Genomic DNA, 16740 nt, shown 5'->3' with positions numbered 1-16740 from the left:
CCTATTATTTTCTAAACAACTTCTGATATTTTTCAGTTATGTATTCCCAGTTGTAAAAATTATCAATTCGTTTTTTAGCTTTGTTACCTATAGTCTCTATCTCATTTTCACTCATATTATCTGTTTTGTCTATTAAAGCTGCCAAATCCCCGTCATCTAAACTCCAATATTTAGCTCCGTCTTCTGCCACTTCCCTGTTAAATATAACATCAAATAAGAGGTTTACATCTGTAAGACCTAATGCCTCAAGAAGACTTGGATTTGTTCCACCAACAGAATGTCCGTGAATGTATGCAAAGGCATTTTCCCTTATTTTCTTTAATAACGGTTGGTCATAAACCGTGCCTACAAACTTAATCCGACTGTCCTTATTAAAGCCTGTGCTTTTCAGGAGTTCATCGTAGAAAGCATTATTTTGACAATCCGTTACAATCACCAAATCTTTCTTCGTTTTCGACTTCATAAACTCCCTTATAATTGTCTCAAAGTTGTTTTCCGGCACAAACCGTCCCACAACCACATAGTAATTCTTAAACTTTATGTTAAACTCTGAAAACCACTCCTTTACCTTGTTGTCATCATCTGTCAAAGTTGACTTGGATGTTTCAGCGCCGTAAGCGATAAATGTGGTTTTTGGATTATACTTTTTGTAATCTTCCTTTATGTAATTTTCAATGCCTATGCTGTCGCAAATAAGCAAGTCAGCATTTTTAACCATAAGACGCTCTGATATTTTCCAGTATTTTCTAACGGGAGCACTCCATTTGGCACGTTTCCATTCATGTCCATCCGGGTTTACATAAAGTCGCCCACCAAGTTCATGTATCTCCCTTTTAAACTTTCCAATAAAAGGCCCTATCCTGCAGGCAAGCACATAAATAACAGGCTCCTTAAGATTATATTTTTTGATATAGTCAACACTGTATTTTATAGCATCAACATCATAAAATATAGCTTTTTGAGGTCCGCCCATGCGCTGTTTTATATCAAAACAATGTGCACCGTTATACTCATATTCAGTATTATTTTCATCATATTCACTATCATCTAATATCCTTGAAACATGATACTGAATACTCTTATCTTTGGTATATTCCGTTAATTTATCTACGAAGGTTTCAAATCCGCCATATCTGGTAGGAATACCTTTACATCCCACAATAAATATATGTCTTTTGGATGTGTCTGTAAAATTACTATTCATTACAGCTCCCATTCTCTTATTCATAATTTAATATTTTATACTGAACCTCTCCTTGCAATTACTACCACGACTGTTTTTAAAATAATCTTTATGTCAAGTCCGATAGTCCAATTTTTTATATATTCGTTGTCTAACTTAACAACTTCTTCAAAATCCGTAAAATCGCTTCTGCCACTCACCTGCCAAATTCCTGTAAGCCCCGGCTTGGCAGCCAGTCTGCTTTTATGATGTAGCTCATACTTCTCGTACTCATCCATTGTTGGCGGTCTGGTTCCTACTAAACTCATGTCGCCTTTAAGGATACTCCAGAAATTTGGAAACTCATCTAAAGACGAAGCTCTCAAGAAATGACCTAAACCTTTTCTCTTTCCGTCCGGTCCGCTTCCTATAATTCTAGGGTCTGCATCTATTTTAAACATAAGACCACTCATTTTATTTTTATCCATAAGTTCCTTCTTACGTTCTTCAGCATCTGAATACATTGAACGGAATTTGTATATTTTAAACTTTCTGCCGTTCTTTCCAACCCTTTCCTGTCCAAAAAATACAGGACCTTTAGGGTCAGCAATTTTAATTGCCGGTGCGATAAAAATAAACAATATCGCTGTTATGAGACAGCCCACAATGCCGGCACATATATCCAGCGCCCTCTTTAAGAAAATCTCATAAGGCTGCACCGTCTTCATACTTGTTGTTAAAACATTAACTGCATTAATTCTGCCAAAATATACATTGGGAAGTCCCTGTGTAAACATATTCATCTTAACATGCACTGTTACTCCCATTTCCAAAAACTTATTTGTGACCCGCTCGATTTCATCCTGTCTGCCCGGGTCCATACATATAAGTACATCATCTATTACGTTATGACAAACATATTCATATACGTCTTTACCATACGCCACTACCGGTATTCCCATAATTTCACTACACTTTGATTCCGGCTCCACAATGGCTATTCCCACAACATCATAGGTTTTATCATGACCGTCTTTTATAAGATTAACCGAATCCACAGCCATTTCCTCATTGACTAACACCAAAATTTTTACCCTGTTATACTTAGACAGTCCCTCATTATCATTAATAATTTTTTTCAAAATTATATGCACCATATACATAACTATGGTATTAATACAAAAATAGCTTATAAATGTCAATCTCGAATACTGTATACTTAACTGCATAACAAACAAATAGCTGAAAACCACTGCTATCATTTCCAAATTATATATAAATACCTTTTGAAATTCTCCGAAATATCCACGTTTCAAAATTCCTGAGTACCAATTTGAAAAATATGTTATACAAAAATGCAAAACCATTATCATAATCATTATCATTCGATAATCTTTTATTTCGTATACATTTGCAATTCCGTGTCTTAACCAATATGCAAGATTAAATGTTATGTTTAAGCATATCAAATCGGCCAGAATAAAGTCAAAATGCTTTATCCAGCTGCTTTTTTTTATATGCATATATGTACCCTCCCAAGTTTGCCCCAATATCAAGTTATATTTGCTACATTTTTCGACCCAATATCGTTTTTATTTTATCTTATTATCTACTAATTGTAAATATGGAATATTTGTAAACTTTTGTGACTTATGTGTTAAATATGCCCCATGATTATTGATTTTGCCTTTTAGAATTGGTAATTTGTATATTATGAATTGTTATTTGTTCTGAAAGGAGTTTTGTTATGAACTTTAGAAATAAATTTTCCAATTTTATGTATGGCAGATACGGCATTGACCAGTTATCAAGATTTATACTTGGTGTAACATTTGTTCTTTGCATTCTTTCCTTTTTCACAAAAGGTGCAGTAAATTCTGTATTAAGCCTTTTTATATTTGCTTCTATTGTTCTTCTTTACTTTAGAATGTTTTCAAGAAACATATATAAGCGTGCAGCTGAAAACGAAAAGTATTTAAGAATAATTTCTAAAATTAAATTTAATAAAAATTTCAGTAAAGAAGCCAGGGAGCAGAGAAAATATTATAAATTTTTCAAGTGTCCCGGCTGCGGTCAGAAAATCCGTATTCCCAAGGGACACGGCAAAATCGAAATCCGCTGTCCTAAATGTAACAATAAATTTATAAGAAGAAGTTAATATGTTTGGATATGTTGTTGTAAATAAACCGGAATTAAAAATTAAAGAATTTGACATTTACAAAGGTTATTATTGTGGACTGTGCCGGTCATTAAAGAAGCGCTATGGTTTTATGGGACAGCTTACCCTAACCTATGACATGACTTTTTTAAGTATGCTTTTAACGGCACTTTATGAACCGGAAATCTTCGATGAAATGCACAGATGCATTGCACATCCCACAAAAAAGCGCCGCATGATATCTTCTAAATATACAGATTATGTGGCAGATATGAACATTATCTTGTCCTATTACAAGTCTATGGATGACTGGAAGGATGACCGGAATGTTATTAAGCTTTTATTTGCCAAACTAATTAAATTAGGAAAAAATGATTACCTGGAAAAATCCCAGGCTATAGCTTCATTGCTTAACGAGCTCGGTACCCGCGAAAAAAATAATGAGACAGGCATTGATGTTATGGCAGGGATTTTCGGTAAAATTATGGCAATTTTGTTTGTTCCACATAAAGACCGTTGGAGCGATACGCTGTCACGTATGGGATTTTTCCTTGGAAAATTTATTTATATTTTGGATGCCTATGACGATTTAGAAAAGGACATTAAGAAAAATTCCTACAATCCTTTTAAGGAAATTTGCCAAAATCCCGGTTTTGATGATAGAATAAAGCAGATGCTTACTATGATGATGGCTGAATGTTCCAAAGAATTTGAGACCCTGCCTATTCTCGAAAATGCGGAAATACTTCGCAATATTCTCTATGCCGGGGTATGGAACAGATTTAGCACCATCTATAAAGAGAGAACCGGTACAGGCACTGAAAATAAATAATTCGTTTCCATGGTTATCCTTTATATAACGTAAGTTTCATTGTGAAAAAGTTTTAAATTTAACAGATTGAGAGATACAAAATGAACGATCCATATAAGGTTCTTGGCATAGACCCAAGTGCCACAGATGATGAAGTTAAAACAGCATATAGAAAGTTAAGCAGAAAATATCACCCGGATGCTAATATTAACAATCCCAACAAGGATAAAGCTGAAGAAATGTTTAAGCTTGTAGGTCAGGCATACGACCAAATTATGAATGAGCGTAAAAGCGGATATTCCGGTGGTTCCGGCAACTACTCCGGTGGTGGATATAACGGTAACCCTTACGGTCAGTATAATGGCAATCCTTTTGGAGGCTTTGGTGGTTTTGGTGGCTTTGATGATTTCGGCGGTTCCTATGGAAGAAATACCGGATACAGTCAGGATGATTCATATTATTCTGCCGCTTCTAATTATATAAACAACGGCAGATTTAATGAAGCATTAAACGTACTTAATAACATAAATGACCGAAATGCCCGTTGGTATTTCCTCAGTGCCATTGCCAATAATGGTGTAGGAAATAATGTTATTGCCCTTGACATGGCAAAGACAGCCCTTCAAATGGAACCAAATAATGCCACATATCAGCGTCTGGTTCAGACCTTGGAAAGTGGTGGGCAATGGTACAATCAGAGACAATACTCATATGGCGGTGACCCGGATAACATGTTTTGTTGTTCTGATCCATGTACTGCGTTATGTCTTATGAATTTATGTTGCAGATGCTAAATGATATTACGTAATTATGGGGCTGTCGCTCATTCAGTGCGACAGCCCCTATTTATTAAAACATCTTATTTACTCTAATCCATATTTCAACATTTTTTTCGCATCATTCCACCGCTGCTCGTCTGTATTGTCGTTAAGTACCACGCTGACACATTCCTTATCACCCTTTTTCCCAACTGACACAAGACATTTTCCTGCCAATCCGGTACTTCCTGTTTTCAATCCCTGACAATATTCGTAATAAAAATTTCCATTTTTATTTAACAGTGCATTAGTAGAAGTCCATGTTTTACTAAGTGTATCTGAATATGCAGAACTTTTACCACATATATCTGCAATAACTGAATTACTGTATGCCTCAATTGCTATCTTAGATAAATCCGTTGCTGTGGTATATTGATCATCATCGTCGTATCCGTCAGGAGATGTGAAATGGGTATTTTCCAATTCCATGTCCCTTACATTTCTGTTCATTTCCAATACAAAACGCTGTACGCACTGCTGGGAAGTAAAGGTCTTTCCTTCATTGGCAATATTATCCTCAAAAATTTCCTGACCTGCCGCCTTTGCCAAAACATATGCAGCATCATTTCCTGATGAAATTAAAAGTCCCTGCAACAGTTCCTTTACTGTTACCACCTGTCCTCTGGAAAAACCTGCCTTGCTGGAATCAGAAGCAATAAAGGTTATTTCATCCCCTATTGTAACTACATCATTAACATTCATAATCTGTAAAACCGTAAGTGCTGTCATTAACTTTGTGGTACTTGCCGGGTACATATGCGTATTTTCGTTTTTAGCATAAAGAACATTATTTGATTTTATGTCAACCAATATTGCTGACTGTGCACTAATATTTTCACTAAAGGAACTGCTTTTGGTTTCCTTATAATTAACCGGATGAAGGCTATAATCCGTCCATGGATTTTTTTCTGTAATTACATAATTATCATGTATAAAATCCTGAACCACAACTTCCTTTTGAGCTGCCTCCATTACCGGATTCCCATTTTTCTTTTTTTCCTTACCTGTATTAAATGCATAATTTACAGTGCAAACAATAAGCAAAACTGCCATGGTTGCACTGATTACGCAAGTCAATCGACTTCTCACTTTGCATCCTCCAATGTAAATATATGTTCATTAAAATTAATTTCATCCCAACTTGCTCCTGCCGTAACAGTATTTGCTTTTTTCCACTTTTTATACATATTATCGGCAGCATTGTCGTCAGAGGAATTAACGTTACTTTCAACTCTCTGTTGAATTTTCTGTTTTTCAAAAATCTCTATAAGCCGCTGTCTTTTAATATCAATTTTTTTAACAAGACCACTATCAGATTCTTCAAAAAAATCATTAACAGCTGCTTTTACATTGTCCTCGTCACTGTCAGAAAGTTGGACATCGTATTTTTTTGCCAGAGAACAAAAATATTCCCTGCGGCAAATATCGTCCAGAACAATACTCTTTATTCCCTCCTGCCAGGAAACGCCTTTTTTCATATCGCTTTTCCAGTCTATATTTTTGTTTTCCGAAATATAGTAAGCCTCATATGTTGCCTGGGCCGTGTAAGCATAGTATCTTACTTCATCTGTTAAAACTCCAATACCACCTGCATTTATGGCAACTTCACTGTTTGACGACAAATCAACCTGACCTGCGGTAGTTTCCTGATTGCCTTTGTCCTTACTGCAACCTGTCAGCGTCATGGTAAATACCACTGCTAACATTAAAACAACTGCTAATTTTTTCATATAATCTCCATTCTGCACCTTTATGGCGACTTTACTGCTAAACAAGTGTGGACATGGATTCTACCAGTTTTCCTGCCCTTCCAATTACATTGTCATCATCAGGCTTTGGTGAATAAACAAAGTACGGTGTATCACCGGTAACAAACTTAAGTCTGCCTTTGTACTCCCTTACAAGAATCGGTATTCTCTCAACATCTATTTTGGCCTGATTCCACATCATTATTTTCATTTTGTCTTTAGTTCCACTGATTTCCGTAATGTAAACCTTGTGAGCCGCTGCCTTAAGCAAAACAACCTGTAACAGATTTTCAACCTGAGACGGTATATCCCCAAACCTGTCAATAAGTTCGTCCTGCATATCCTCGTACTCTTCGTCAGTTTCAATTCCTGCAATTCTCTTATATATATCCATTTTAAGAGTTTCATTCTTAATATAAGATGCAGGAACAAAAGCATCACACATTAAATCAATCTTAGTTTCAAAGTCTTCTTCCGGTGTTTCACCCTTTAATACCTCAATAGCCTGATTTAGCATTTTACAGTACAAATCATATCCCACTGCTTCTAAATGTCCGCTTTGCTGGGCACCTAGAAGATTTCCTGTTCCTCTGATTTCCAAATCTCTCATGGCAATTTTCACCCCGGAACCTAACTCTGTAAAGTCTCTTATGGCACCAAGACGTTTTTCAGCCACTTCCGTAAGCATTTTATTTCTGCTATACATTAAAAATGCATATGCCATACGGTTTGAACGTCCCACACGGCCTCTTAACTGATAAAGCTGTGACAATCCCATACGCTCCGCATCGTGAATAATAATGGTGTTGGCATTTGGAATATCCAGACCCGTTTCAATAATTGTGGTACTTACAAGTACATCAATGTCTCCATTAACAAAGTCATACATAATTTCTTCTAGCTGCCGCTCACTCATTTGTCCGTGGGCAAATGCCACATTGGCATCCGGCACCATGTTTTGAACACTTGCCGCCATATCTGCAATATCCTGAACCCGGTTGTGAACAAAATAAACCTGTCCTCCTCTTGCCAGTTCACGGTTAATTGCGTCCCTTGCAATCTCCTCATTATATTCCATTACAAAGGTCTGAATAGGCATTCTGTCCTGAGGAGGTTCCTCCATAACACACATATCTCTTATGCCAATAAGGCTCATATGAAGGGTTCTTGGAATTGGCGTTGCCGTTAATGTAATAACATCAACGTTGTTTTTCAGTTCCTTTATCTGTTCCTTATGCTTTACGCCAAATCTCTGCTCCTCGTCAATAATCAAAAGACCCAAATCCTTAAATTTAACATCCTTAGATAAAAGTCTGTGAGTTCCTATTACTATATCCACATATCCCTTTTTTAAATCTCTTATATTCTGGTCTATGTTTGATTTTGTTCTAAATCTTGAAAGCATTTCCACCCTTACCGGGAAATCCTTAAATCTTTGTTTAAATGTTTTATAATGCTGCTGTGCCAGCACTGTTGTTGGCACTAAATACGCCACCTGCTTGTTATCCTGTATTGCCTTAAATGCCGCTCTAATGGCAATTTCCGTTTTTCCAAAGCCAACGTCACCGCATATAAGACGGTCCATGATTTTGGTGCTTTCCATGTCTTTTTTAACTTCATTTATGGCATTTAACTGATCATCCGTTTCCTCAAAAGGAAACATTTCCTCAAATTCCTTTTGCCACTCTGTATCCGGCGAAAATACATATCCCTGACCATTTTGTCTTATAGCATAAAGTTCCACCAGTTCCTTGGCAATTTCTGCAACAGCCTTCTTAACCTTTGACTTTGTTTTGTTCCATTCCTGACCACCAAGACGGTTAAGCTTTGGCTTCTTTGCCTCGCTGTCGGCATATTTTTGAATCATATCAAGCTGAGTTGCCAATATATATAAATTACTTCCACCTGCATACTCTATCTTTATATAGTCCTTTACCACATGGTCTACTTCCACCTTTTCAATTCCCCGGTATATTCCCAGTCCATGGTTTTCGTGTACCACGTAATCCCCTATATTTAAATCAGAAAAGCTGGATATATTACTTCCTGAATATCCATGTTTCTTTCTGCGCTTTTTCTTCCGTTCTCCGAAAATATCCGTATCCGAAATGGCAACAAATTTCACCATGGGATATGTAAATCCCTTTCTAAGCCTTCCGGAAATAATCATTACTTCCCCGGGATTTACCTCTCTCGTATCGTCTTTTTCATAAAATGCACTAATTTCAAAATCCCGCAGATCTTCTGCTAAACGCTGTCCTCTTGTAGCCGACGTGGTTACCAGCAATACGCTGTATTTTTGCTTTTTATATCTTTTAAGATCCTCTACAAGCATCTCAAATTTGTTATTATAAGGACTTATGTTTCTTGCATCTACTTCCACAAAATCTTCTGTATCAAATACCGAAACCTTTTGTGCAATGGCAGTAAATACTACCTTTGTATATGAATTTATTTTATCTGTTATTCTCTCTTTGTTCCAAAGTACATCTGTCTGCCCCGGGAGAACGTAGCCCTTCTCCAGCCTGTTAGTCATGCTGTCCTTAAACTCCCCGTTAACTGCATTTAACTGCTCTAACACACGCTTTGGTTCATCAATAAAAAATATAGGGTTGTCAAAATATTCCAAAAGACTTGTAAGGCTGTCAGAAAAATAGTTTACATAACTATCTATAGATACTCCAAAAGGATTTATTTCCATATTTGTTATAAACTCTTCCACTGTAGTTTTAAGTCTATGGGCTTCCTCTGTTTTAAACTTCTTTCTAAACTTCTCTACTGTTTTGTTTAATTCTAACTTAATTTTATCAAGTCCTGCCTTTATCTCTTCCTCTGTAAAGAAATATTCTGTGGCAGGATATATCTTTATACTTTCAAGATTCTCTATTGAACGCTGGTTTTCTATTTCAAAACTCTTTATTATGTCAACCTCGTCATCCCAAAAATCTATTCTGTAAGGCACCTCATCTGTTAAGGTATAAATATCAATTATGCTTCCCCTTATAGCAAACTGCCCCGGACTATCCACCTGTTCCACAGCCTCATAACCCATTTTAACCAGTTTCTTTTTAAGGGCATCCTGCTCTATTACGCTACCCTCTGATATTTCCAGATAATTGTCTTTTATTTTATCAAGAGGCTGAATTTTGTCCATAAAGGCATCTGCTGTTACAATTACCGTAAAAGGCTTATCTTCTACTATTTTTTCAATAAATTCCAAACGTTGCTGTAAAATAAGATTTCCGTGAACATCAGCACTGAAAAATATGAAATCCTTAGAGGGATACATTACCACATCGTCTGTAAATCCCTTTATATCGTCGTATATTTCCTTTGCTTTTAATGCACTAAAAGTAACGATGACTTTCTGCCTGTAGCCATCGCTTAATCCTGTTATAAAATGTGCAAGCTGGGAGTCACTGCATCCTGTAACCTGACATGTTTTTTTCTGTGACAGACAGTCCCTGACCTGCTCATATTCATTTAATTTTAAAAGAGGATAGTAAAAACTATTCATTCTCTGCTCCTAGTTAAATTTATTCATGGCTTCCTCCACGCCACATATTACCATCACTTCTGCTGCAGACGCTGCATTTCTTATAGCCTCATCTACGACCACTCTATCCTGTTTAGAGAATTTTCCAAGAACGTGCTTAACCAAATCTCCTTCGTTAGCCCCTACTCCCACTTTAATTCTCTTAAACTTATCTGTACCTGCATGGGCAATAATGCTTTTTAGTCCGTTATGACCTCCTGCACTTCCCTTTGCCCTTATTCTGATTTTACCGGTAGGCAGGCTAATATCATCAGATATTACTATTATATCACTTTCCGGGTTTAATTTGTAGAAATCAATTACAGCCCTAACAGATTCTCCACTTAGATTCATATATGTCTGGGGTTTTACTAAAACAACCTTTTCTGCACCAATCTGACCTATACCGCACAAAGCTTTATGCCGTTTTGTCTTTACCTCCACTGCCATTTGCCGTGCCAACTCATCAATAACATCAAATCCTACGTTATGCCTTGTCTTGTCATATTTTTTATCCGGATTTCCCAAACCTATTATTGCGTACATATTAATCTCCTAACTAATCTGATTTATATTGTCCCCCCGTATCTGCAGATTATAAACCATAAATTATCATTAATCAACGAATTTACCGTATTCTTACAGCCTTTTTATTGACTTATTCTTTTTAATAACTTATTCTTAACAAAGTAATATTTATAAAGGGGATTTTTTACATGAATAGTAGTGTTTCAAAAAAAAGAATCAATTCATTTACCGGACTTCGGTTTTACATGATGATTATCATAATGTTATCTCATATGGAATTTTTGTCTTTGCTACCCAATGGCTATGTTTATTCACGTTTTTTTCATAATGCTTATGTTGCTGTTAATTTTTTCTTTATACTCTCAGGCTTTGGACTCGCATATTCATATAAAAGCAACGAACATTTACCACGGATAACACTTGGTGGCTCCATTTCATATGGCATCAAGCGCATAAAAAAAATATATCCTGTTTATTTTATTCTTTTATTTGTATGTTTACCATATTGCCTATATTTCAGTATTTCAGATGGAAATACAATTATTGTTGCCTTTTGCAAAACTATATTTAAACTTATTCTGGACATATTTTTAGTTCAATCTTCAACAGGTATTCTCCAATTAAGTACTGGAATTAATTCTGTTGGCTGGTTTTTATCAACTTTGTTTTTATTATATATATGTTGCCCTCTTTTACTAAAACTAAATGAAAAAATAAAAAACAGCTTAAAAGCCGTGTCTCTTTTTTGTGGAATTAATCTTGCCTTAATAATTATTTTTTATTATATATTTGAGGCTATTGAAAGCAGAACCTTTTTTGACTCACTATCATACACTTCTCCTTATCTTCGAATTTTTTACCTTATTTCAGGAATACTTCTCTGTGATATGGTAAAGTTATCAAAAAGCAATTTAACTTTATTTAATACTTTTTCTGAAACTGTTATTGTTTTGTTAAATATCTTATGGTTTGTTTTCAGAAATAGTATAACCATTGATATTCACATAAAATATATAGTAGACTTTTTACTATGTGTTCTTTTAATATACATATTTGCTTTTGAAAGAGGGTATATATCAAAAGCTTTATCTAATTCCTTCCACGTTAAAGCAGGAAATAACACTATGTATTGGTTTCTGATTCATTACCCTATCAGACTGTATGTACATGCAATATTTAGTTTCTTTTCTCCTGCTGCAACCTGGTATATAGGTATAATTGAGGTAACCATAATATTTGTCTTAACATTTCTTGTAACAAATATTATTACAGGGAAAAAGCATTACTCCACGGATACTTCCATGAAATAATGCTTCCCTTTTGATCTTATTCTAAAAAAATTGCTTTTTATGCTTCCTCTGAAATTTCCGGTTCTAACAGTGCTTTCTCATAAGCATCAAGTACTATTTTCTGAATATTGCTGCGGGTATCTGAGTTAATTGGATGGGCAATGTCTCTGTACTCCCCATCTGCTGCCTTTCTACTTGGCATTGCAATGAAAAGTCCCTTGTCTCCCTCAACGACCTTTATGTCATGAACAACAAATTCGTTGTCAATTGTAATTGAAACAACTGCTTTCATTTTGCCCTCTTTTGTCATCTTTCTAACTCTTACGTCTGTTATGTTCATATTTTTACTCCCTTTCTTATTACAAGCTATATCTGAAATTTCTTTCATTGATAATCTTTAATTCATTTTCATCTCCAAGATGCTCTCCCGGATTAATGGTACTGTGACTTTCCACAATGCAATTTTCAATAACCGCGTTATCCCCAATATACACATCATTAAGAATAATGGAATTTTTAATAACGCAGTTATTTCCAACATACGCCTGCTTAAATACAACAGAGCCTTCAACCTTTCCGTTAATGATACTTCCACTGGAAATCAAACTGTTACTTACATCTGCTCCGGTGTTATATTTTGCCGGTGGCAAATCCTCCACCTTTGAATATATATCCGGATATTGTCTAAAGAAGAAATCCCTTACTTCCGGCTTTAAGAAGTCCATATTTGTATCATAATAATTCTTGACACTTGATATATTCTTCCAATATGTATCTATTTTGTACACATATATCTTCTTTGTACTTTTATTTCTTATTATAATGTCGTTTACGAAATCGTATCTGTCTTCCGCAATGCAATTTTCAATAAGCTGTATAAGAAGTCTTCTTCTTATAACATATATTCCTGTAGATATAAGTCCACCAACTTTATTAAGTGGTTTTTCCTCGAAATCTACCACTCTTCCATTAATATCCGTACTAACAACGCCATATTCCGATACATCTGCCTTGTCTCCTGCATTCTTGCATACGATGGTTAAGTCGGCACCTGTTTCCACATGTTTTTCAAGAACTTTGTTATAGTCCATCTTGTATACCGCATCTGCCGATGCAATAACTACATAAGGTTCATGGCTTTTCTTTAGGAAAGCTATATTCTGTGCAATGGCATCAGCTGTTCCTCTGTACCAGAAACCGTTGTCAGATGTAATGGACGGTGTAAATACAAAGAGACCTCCCTGTTTTCTACCAAAGTCCCACCATTTTGATGAACTTAAATGTTCATTTAATGACCACGCATTATACTGTGTTAATACTGCCACCTTCTGAATATGTGAGTTTGACATATTACTAAGTGCAAAATCAATTGCTCTGTAGCTTCCCGCAATAGGCATTGCTCCTACAGCTCTTTTCTTGGAAAGCTCCTTCATTCTGCTATTATTTCCACCTGCTAAAATTATACCAACTGCTCTCATTAAATCTCACCTGCCTTAACTATATAGTCACCTGATGAAAGCTTTCCGTCAGGGTAATCTGAAAGTTCTGTCTTTCCTGATACTGCTACATTTTTACCTAAAGTAACTCCACTTGGAATTGTGGAATTTTCACCAATTACTGCTAATTCGCAATTGTAAATCTTCTGACTTAACTTGCTGTCAGCATATTCTCCAACACCTATGGAACAATTGTCTCCGATAATGGTGTTTTCAGCTACAATTGCGTTATAAATCTTTGTTCCCTTTCCAATCTTACATCCCTGCATAATAATTGAATCATGAACTTCTGCATCTTCAGCAATATCAACATTTGCACTTATAACTGAATTATGTACATTACCTCTTACTTCACATCCATTACAGATAATGCTTCGCTCTATCTTAGAGTCAGCTGAAACATACTGTGGTGGAAGCGCCTCGCTCTTGGTATATATCTTCCAGAATTCTTCATAAAGATTAAATTCCGGAACTATATCAATAAGTTCCATGTTTGCCTGCCAGTAGGATTTAAGAGTTCCTACATCTTTCCAGTATCCTGTATATTCATATGCAAAAATTCTTTTTCCGTTCTCATGAACATATGGAATAACATGCATACCGAAATCACAGTTAGGCTGATCCTTCAGTTTAATAAGTGCATCCCTTAAAACCGGCCAGCTAAATATGTAAATACCCATTGAAGCAAGATTGCTCTTTGGATGTTCCGGTTTCTCCTGAAATTCAGTAATCTTATGATTTTCATCTGTAACTACCACACCAAATCTGCTTGCCTCTTCTATTGGTACCGGCATAGCTGCAATAGTAACATCCGCATTATTTGCCTTGTGGTAATCCAGCATAACTTCATAGTCCATTTTATAAATATGATCCCCTGACAAAATTAAAACATAATCAGGATTATACGTTTCCATATAATTCATATTCTGGAAAATAGCATTAGCCGTACCTGTGTACCATTCCGTGTTCTCACTTTTTTCGTAAGGCGGGAGAACTGTAACACCTCCGATATTGCGGTCGAGATCCCATGGCATACCAATGCCAATATGATCATTTAACCTAAGTGGCTGATACTGTGTAAGTACACCTACCGTATCAACGCCCGAATTAATACAGTTGCTTAATGGGAAATCTATAATCTTATATTTTCCACCAAACGCAACTGCCGGTTTTGCAACTTTTGCAGTAAGTACACCAAGACGGCTGCCTTGTCCACCTGCTAACAACATTGCAATCATTTCTTTTTTTATCATGTCAACTCACCTCGCTGCTTATATTAAGTAATAAAATTATAGCATTAAATTGCTAATAATAAAAGCATTTTCCCCCTATTTTTTATTTATATTTTCTCTTTTTTTTGCCATTTTTCGTTCTTCGTTGTGCAAAATGTACAATTTTTTTATTGTTCTTTCCTATTTCTTATTTTTTCATTAATCTATTTTGTATTTTTAACAATTTTCTATACTATATTTTGTCTAAAATTGCTATAATAAAGTTATTCCTGATTTTTGTATTTATTATAGAAGATTTACCTTTTAGTTTTGATTAATTTTATGTTAAATCTTTAAAAAGTACTAAAACAAGTGTATAATCATATAAGATTTTATTATGAGATTGGAGAAGAATATGTACAAATTAGATTTTAATACTCCTGCTAAACTACATTTTACCGGAATCGGTGGAATTAGTATGAGTGCATTAGCAGAAATCATGATTTCAAGAGGTTTTACCGTTACAGGTTCAGATTCAAAGGAGTCCGAAATAACAAAGCACCTAGAGTCATTAGGTGCAACTATTTGCTACGGACAAAAATCGCAGAATGTTTCTTCAGATGTTGAAGTTTTAATTTATACAGCTGCCGTTAAACAGGATAATCCTGAATTAGTTGCAGCAAAATCAATGAATATTCCCCTTCTTACAAGGGCGGAATTTTTAGGTCAGATTATGCAGAATTACCATACTGCCATTGGAGTTTCAGGAACTCACGGAAAGACCACTACTACTTCCATGCTTTCCCAGATTATGCTCGAGGCAGATACCGACCCTACCATATTAGTAGGTGGAATTATGCCTGCCATTAAGGGAAATACAAGAATCGGTCATTCTGATAAGCTTATTACTGAAGCATGCGAATATACTAACAGTTTCTTATCCTTTAAGCCAACAGTTGCCATTATTTTAAATGTTGCAGCGGACCATCTGGACTTTTTTAAGGATTTAGACGATATAAGACATAGCTTTAGGGAATATGCCCGTTTAGTCCCTGATGATGGAGCTTTAATTATTAACAGCGACATTGACAATATTGAATATTTTACGGAAGGGCTCAAATGCAGTGTCATTACAGTAGGTTCAGACCCTGATAAAAGTATGTACAGTGCTGCAAATATTACTTTTGATGAATTTGCAAGAGGCTCTTATGACTTAGTTGTAAACGGTGAAATTAAAGACCATATTACATTAAAGGTCACAGGAAAGCACAATATTTATAATTCCTTAGCTTCTATTGCCGCTGCCCACTTTATGGGAATAAGTAATGAAGATATTAAAACAGGACTTACGGCATATGAAGGTACGGACAGACGTTTTCAGCTTAAGGGTAAATTGGGAGATATTACCATTATAGATGATTATGCCCATCATCCTGATGAGATTAGGGCCACCCTTAGCACTGCAAAACACTACCCTCACAATAAATTATGGGTTGTATTCCAGCCACACACATATTCACGTACAAAAGCTCTGTTGCCTGAGTTCGCTGATGCGTTGAAGGAAGCTGATGCAGTAGTTCTGGCTGATATTTATGCTGCAAGGGAGAAAAATACCCTTGGCATAAGTTCAAAAGATGTAATGGATGAGATAAAAAAAGACGGTGGTACCGCTTACTATTTCCCAACTTTTAGTGAAATAGAAAATTTTTTATTAGAAAATTGTGCACACAATGATTTGTTAATAACAATGGGTGCCGGAGACGTAGTAAAAATAGGGGAACATCTTCTTGGAAAATAACTTATTAACATTCCACAAAATTTTGTTGATAACTATTAACAAAGTTTTGTGGATTTTTTGTTTACATAAGATTGAATTTTAGCAACCTTGATTTTCCAGAGTTAATGGGAGGTGTGACAGTTTTCGACAAATTATGCCCCCTTTTTATTATCATTATTAACATTATTAACATACCCCGCAATCCCT

14 protein-coding genes are annotated in these 16740 nt (G+C 35.6%); 5 read left to right on the top strand and 9 right to left on the bottom strand.

Annotated elements, in window-relative coordinates:
- Positions 1-4: 4 nt before the first annotated feature.
- Both DWW68_RS10885 and DWW68_RS10880 read right to left on the bottom strand, forming a co-directional pair.
- Positions 5-1204 (bottom strand): DUF1972 domain-containing protein, encoded by a 1200-nt coding sequence (locus DWW68_RS10885; protein ID WP_118589642.1) that lies wholly within the window; start codon positions 1202-1204, stop codon positions 5-7.
- Positions 1205-1239: 35 nt separating this feature from the next.
- Positions 1240-2685: a sugar transferase gene (locus tag DWW68_RS10880; RefSeq protein ID WP_021952360.1), complete on the bottom strand. Its 1446-nt coding sequence runs from the start codon at positions 2683-2685 to the stop codon at positions 1240-1242.
- A gap of 224 nt (positions 2686-2909) precedes the next feature.
- On the opposite strand from DWW68_RS10880, the gene DWW68_RS10875 reads away from it, so the two are divergent.
- The 3 genes from DWW68_RS10875 (at position 2910) to DWW68_RS10865 (ending at position 4925) form a co-directional block, all read left to right on the top strand.
- Entirely contained in the window at positions 2910-3320 is a 411-nt protein-coding gene (locus tag DWW68_RS10875; RefSeq protein ID WP_021952361.1) for a hypothetical protein, read from the top strand.
- A gap of 1 nt (position 3321) precedes the next feature.
- A complete protein-coding gene (locus DWW68_RS10870; RefSeq protein ID WP_118589595.1) occupies positions 3322-4152 on the top strand; it encodes a DUF5685 family protein in 831 nt (276 codons plus the stop codon).
- 80 nt (positions 4153-4232) lie between these two features.
- Positions 4233-4925, top strand: coding sequence for a J domain-containing protein (locus tag DWW68_RS10865; protein ID WP_118589596.1), 693 nt, complete (start codon positions 4233-4235; stop codon positions 4923-4925).
- 69 nt (positions 4926-4994) lie between these two features.
- Here the strand turns inward: DWW68_RS10865 and DWW68_RS10860 are convergent, their stop codons facing one another.
- The 4 genes from DWW68_RS10860 to pth are packed head-to-tail and all read right to left on the bottom strand — an operon-like array spanning position 4995 to position 10778.
- Positions 4995-6038: a serine hydrolase gene (locus tag DWW68_RS10860; protein WP_118589597.1), complete on the bottom strand. Its 1044-nt coding sequence runs from the start codon at positions 6036-6038 to the stop codon at positions 4995-4997.
- Positions 6035-6679, bottom strand: a complete 645-nt coding sequence (locus DWW68_RS10855; protein ID WP_118589598.1) for a hypothetical protein — start codon at positions 6677-6679, stop codon at positions 6035-6037. The genes DWW68_RS10860 and DWW68_RS10855 overlap by 4 nt, the downstream gene beginning before the upstream one ends.
- 37 nt (positions 6680-6716) lie before the next feature.
- Entirely contained in the window at positions 6717-10214 is a 3498-nt protein-coding gene (gene mfd / locus DWW68_RS10850; RefSeq protein WP_118589599.1) for a transcription-repair coupling factor, read from the bottom strand.
- 9 nt (positions 10215-10223) lie between these two features.
- Positions 10224-10778, bottom strand: a complete 555-nt coding sequence (gene pth / locus DWW68_RS10845) for an aminoacyl-tRNA hydrolase (RefSeq protein WP_021952367.1) — start codon at positions 10776-10778, stop codon at positions 10224-10226.
- Between the two features lie 170 nt (positions 10779-10948).
- Here pth and DWW68_RS10840 point away from each other — a divergent pair, with 170 nt between their 5' ends.
- A complete protein-coding gene (locus DWW68_RS10840) occupies positions 10949-12070 on the top strand; it encodes an acyltransferase (protein WP_118589600.1) in 1122 nt (373 codons plus the stop codon).
- 37 nt (positions 12071-12107) lie between these two features.
- Here the strand turns inward: DWW68_RS10840 and spoVG are convergent, their stop codons facing one another.
- The 3 genes from spoVG to DWW68_RS10825 are packed head-to-tail and all read right to left on the bottom strand — an operon-like array spanning position 12108 to position 14798.
- Entirely contained in the window at positions 12108-12389 is a 282-nt protein-coding gene (gene spoVG, locus DWW68_RS10835) for a septation regulator SpoVG (RefSeq protein ID WP_021952371.1), read from the bottom strand.
- A gap of 19 nt (positions 12390-12408) precedes the next feature.
- Positions 12409-13527 carry a glucose-1-phosphate adenylyltransferase subunit GlgD gene (gene glgD, locus DWW68_RS10830; RefSeq protein ID WP_118589601.1) on the bottom strand — a complete coding sequence of 373 codons (1119 nt, stop codon included), beginning with the start codon at positions 13525-13527 and terminating at the stop codon, positions 12409-12411.
- Positions 13527-14798, bottom strand: a complete 1272-nt coding sequence (locus tag DWW68_RS10825; protein ID WP_118589602.1) for a glucose-1-phosphate adenylyltransferase — start codon at positions 14796-14798, stop codon at positions 13527-13529. Before DWW68_RS10825 ends, glgD begins: the two co-directional genes overlap by 1 nt.
- Positions 14799-15171: 373 nt before the next feature.
- On the opposite strand from DWW68_RS10825, the gene murC reads away from it, so the two are divergent.
- Entirely contained in the window at positions 15172-16554 is a 1383-nt protein-coding gene (gene murC, locus DWW68_RS10820) for a UDP-N-acetylmuramate--L-alanine ligase (RefSeq protein WP_118589603.1), read from the top strand.
- Positions 16555-16740 lie beyond the last annotated feature (186 nt).

Source organism: Eubacterium sp. AF16-48 (assembly GCF_003479405.1).
In the GTDB taxonomy this organism is placed as follows: domain Bacteria; phylum Bacillota; class Clostridia; order Lachnospirales; family Lachnospiraceae; genus Eubacterium_G; species Eubacterium_G segne.
Note: the sequence above shows the minus strand (reverse complement) of the source record. Positions and strands in the feature narration are given on the sequence as shown.

Excerpts from the sequence above, each read along its gene's own strand:
- mfd (WP_118589599.1), bottom strand. The coding sequence starts at position 10,214 with ATGAATAGTTTTTACTATCCTCTTTTAAAATTAAATGAATATGAGCAG.
- DWW68_RS10880 (WP_021952360.1), bottom strand. The coding sequence starts at position 2,685 with ATGCATATAAAAAAAAGCAGCTGGATAAAGCATTTTGACTTTATTCTG.
- glgD (WP_118589601.1), bottom strand. The coding sequence starts at position 13,527 with ATGAGAGCAGTTGGTATAATTTTAGCAGGTGGAAATAATAGCAGAATG.
- DWW68_RS10865 (WP_118589596.1), top strand. The coding sequence starts at position 4,233 with ATGAACGATCCATATAAGGTTCTTGGCATAGACCCAAGTGCCACAGAT.
- DWW68_RS10885 (WP_118589642.1), bottom strand. The coding sequence starts at position 1,204 with ATGAATAGTAATTTTACAGACACATCCAAAAGACATATATTTATTGTG.
- DWW68_RS10825 (WP_118589602.1), bottom strand. The coding sequence starts at position 14,798 with ATGATAAAAAAAGAAATGATTGCAATGTTGTTAGCAGGTGGACAAGGC.
- spoVG (WP_021952371.1), bottom strand. The coding sequence starts at position 12,389 with ATGAACATAACAGACGTAAGAGTTAGAAAGATGACAAAAGAGGGCAAA.
- murC (WP_118589603.1), top strand. The coding sequence starts at position 15,172 with ATGTACAAATTAGATTTTAATACTCCTGCTAAACTACATTTTACCGGA.
- DWW68_RS10840 (WP_118589600.1), top strand. The coding sequence starts at position 10,949 with ATGAATAGTAGTGTTTCAAAAAAAAGAATCAATTCATTTACCGGACTT.
- DWW68_RS10875 (WP_021952361.1), top strand. The coding sequence starts at position 2,910 with ATGAACTTTAGAAATAAATTTTCCAATTTTATGTATGGCAGATACGGC.
- DWW68_RS10870 (WP_118589595.1), top strand. The coding sequence starts at position 3,322 with ATGTTTGGATATGTTGTTGTAAATAAACCGGAATTAAAAATTAAAGAA.
- pth (WP_021952367.1), bottom strand. The coding sequence starts at position 10,778 with ATGTACGCAATAATAGGTTTGGGAAATCCGGATAAAAAATATGACAAG.
- DWW68_RS10855 (WP_118589598.1), bottom strand. The coding sequence starts at position 6,679 with ATGAAAAAATTAGCAGTTGTTTTAATGTTAGCAGTGGTATTTACCATG.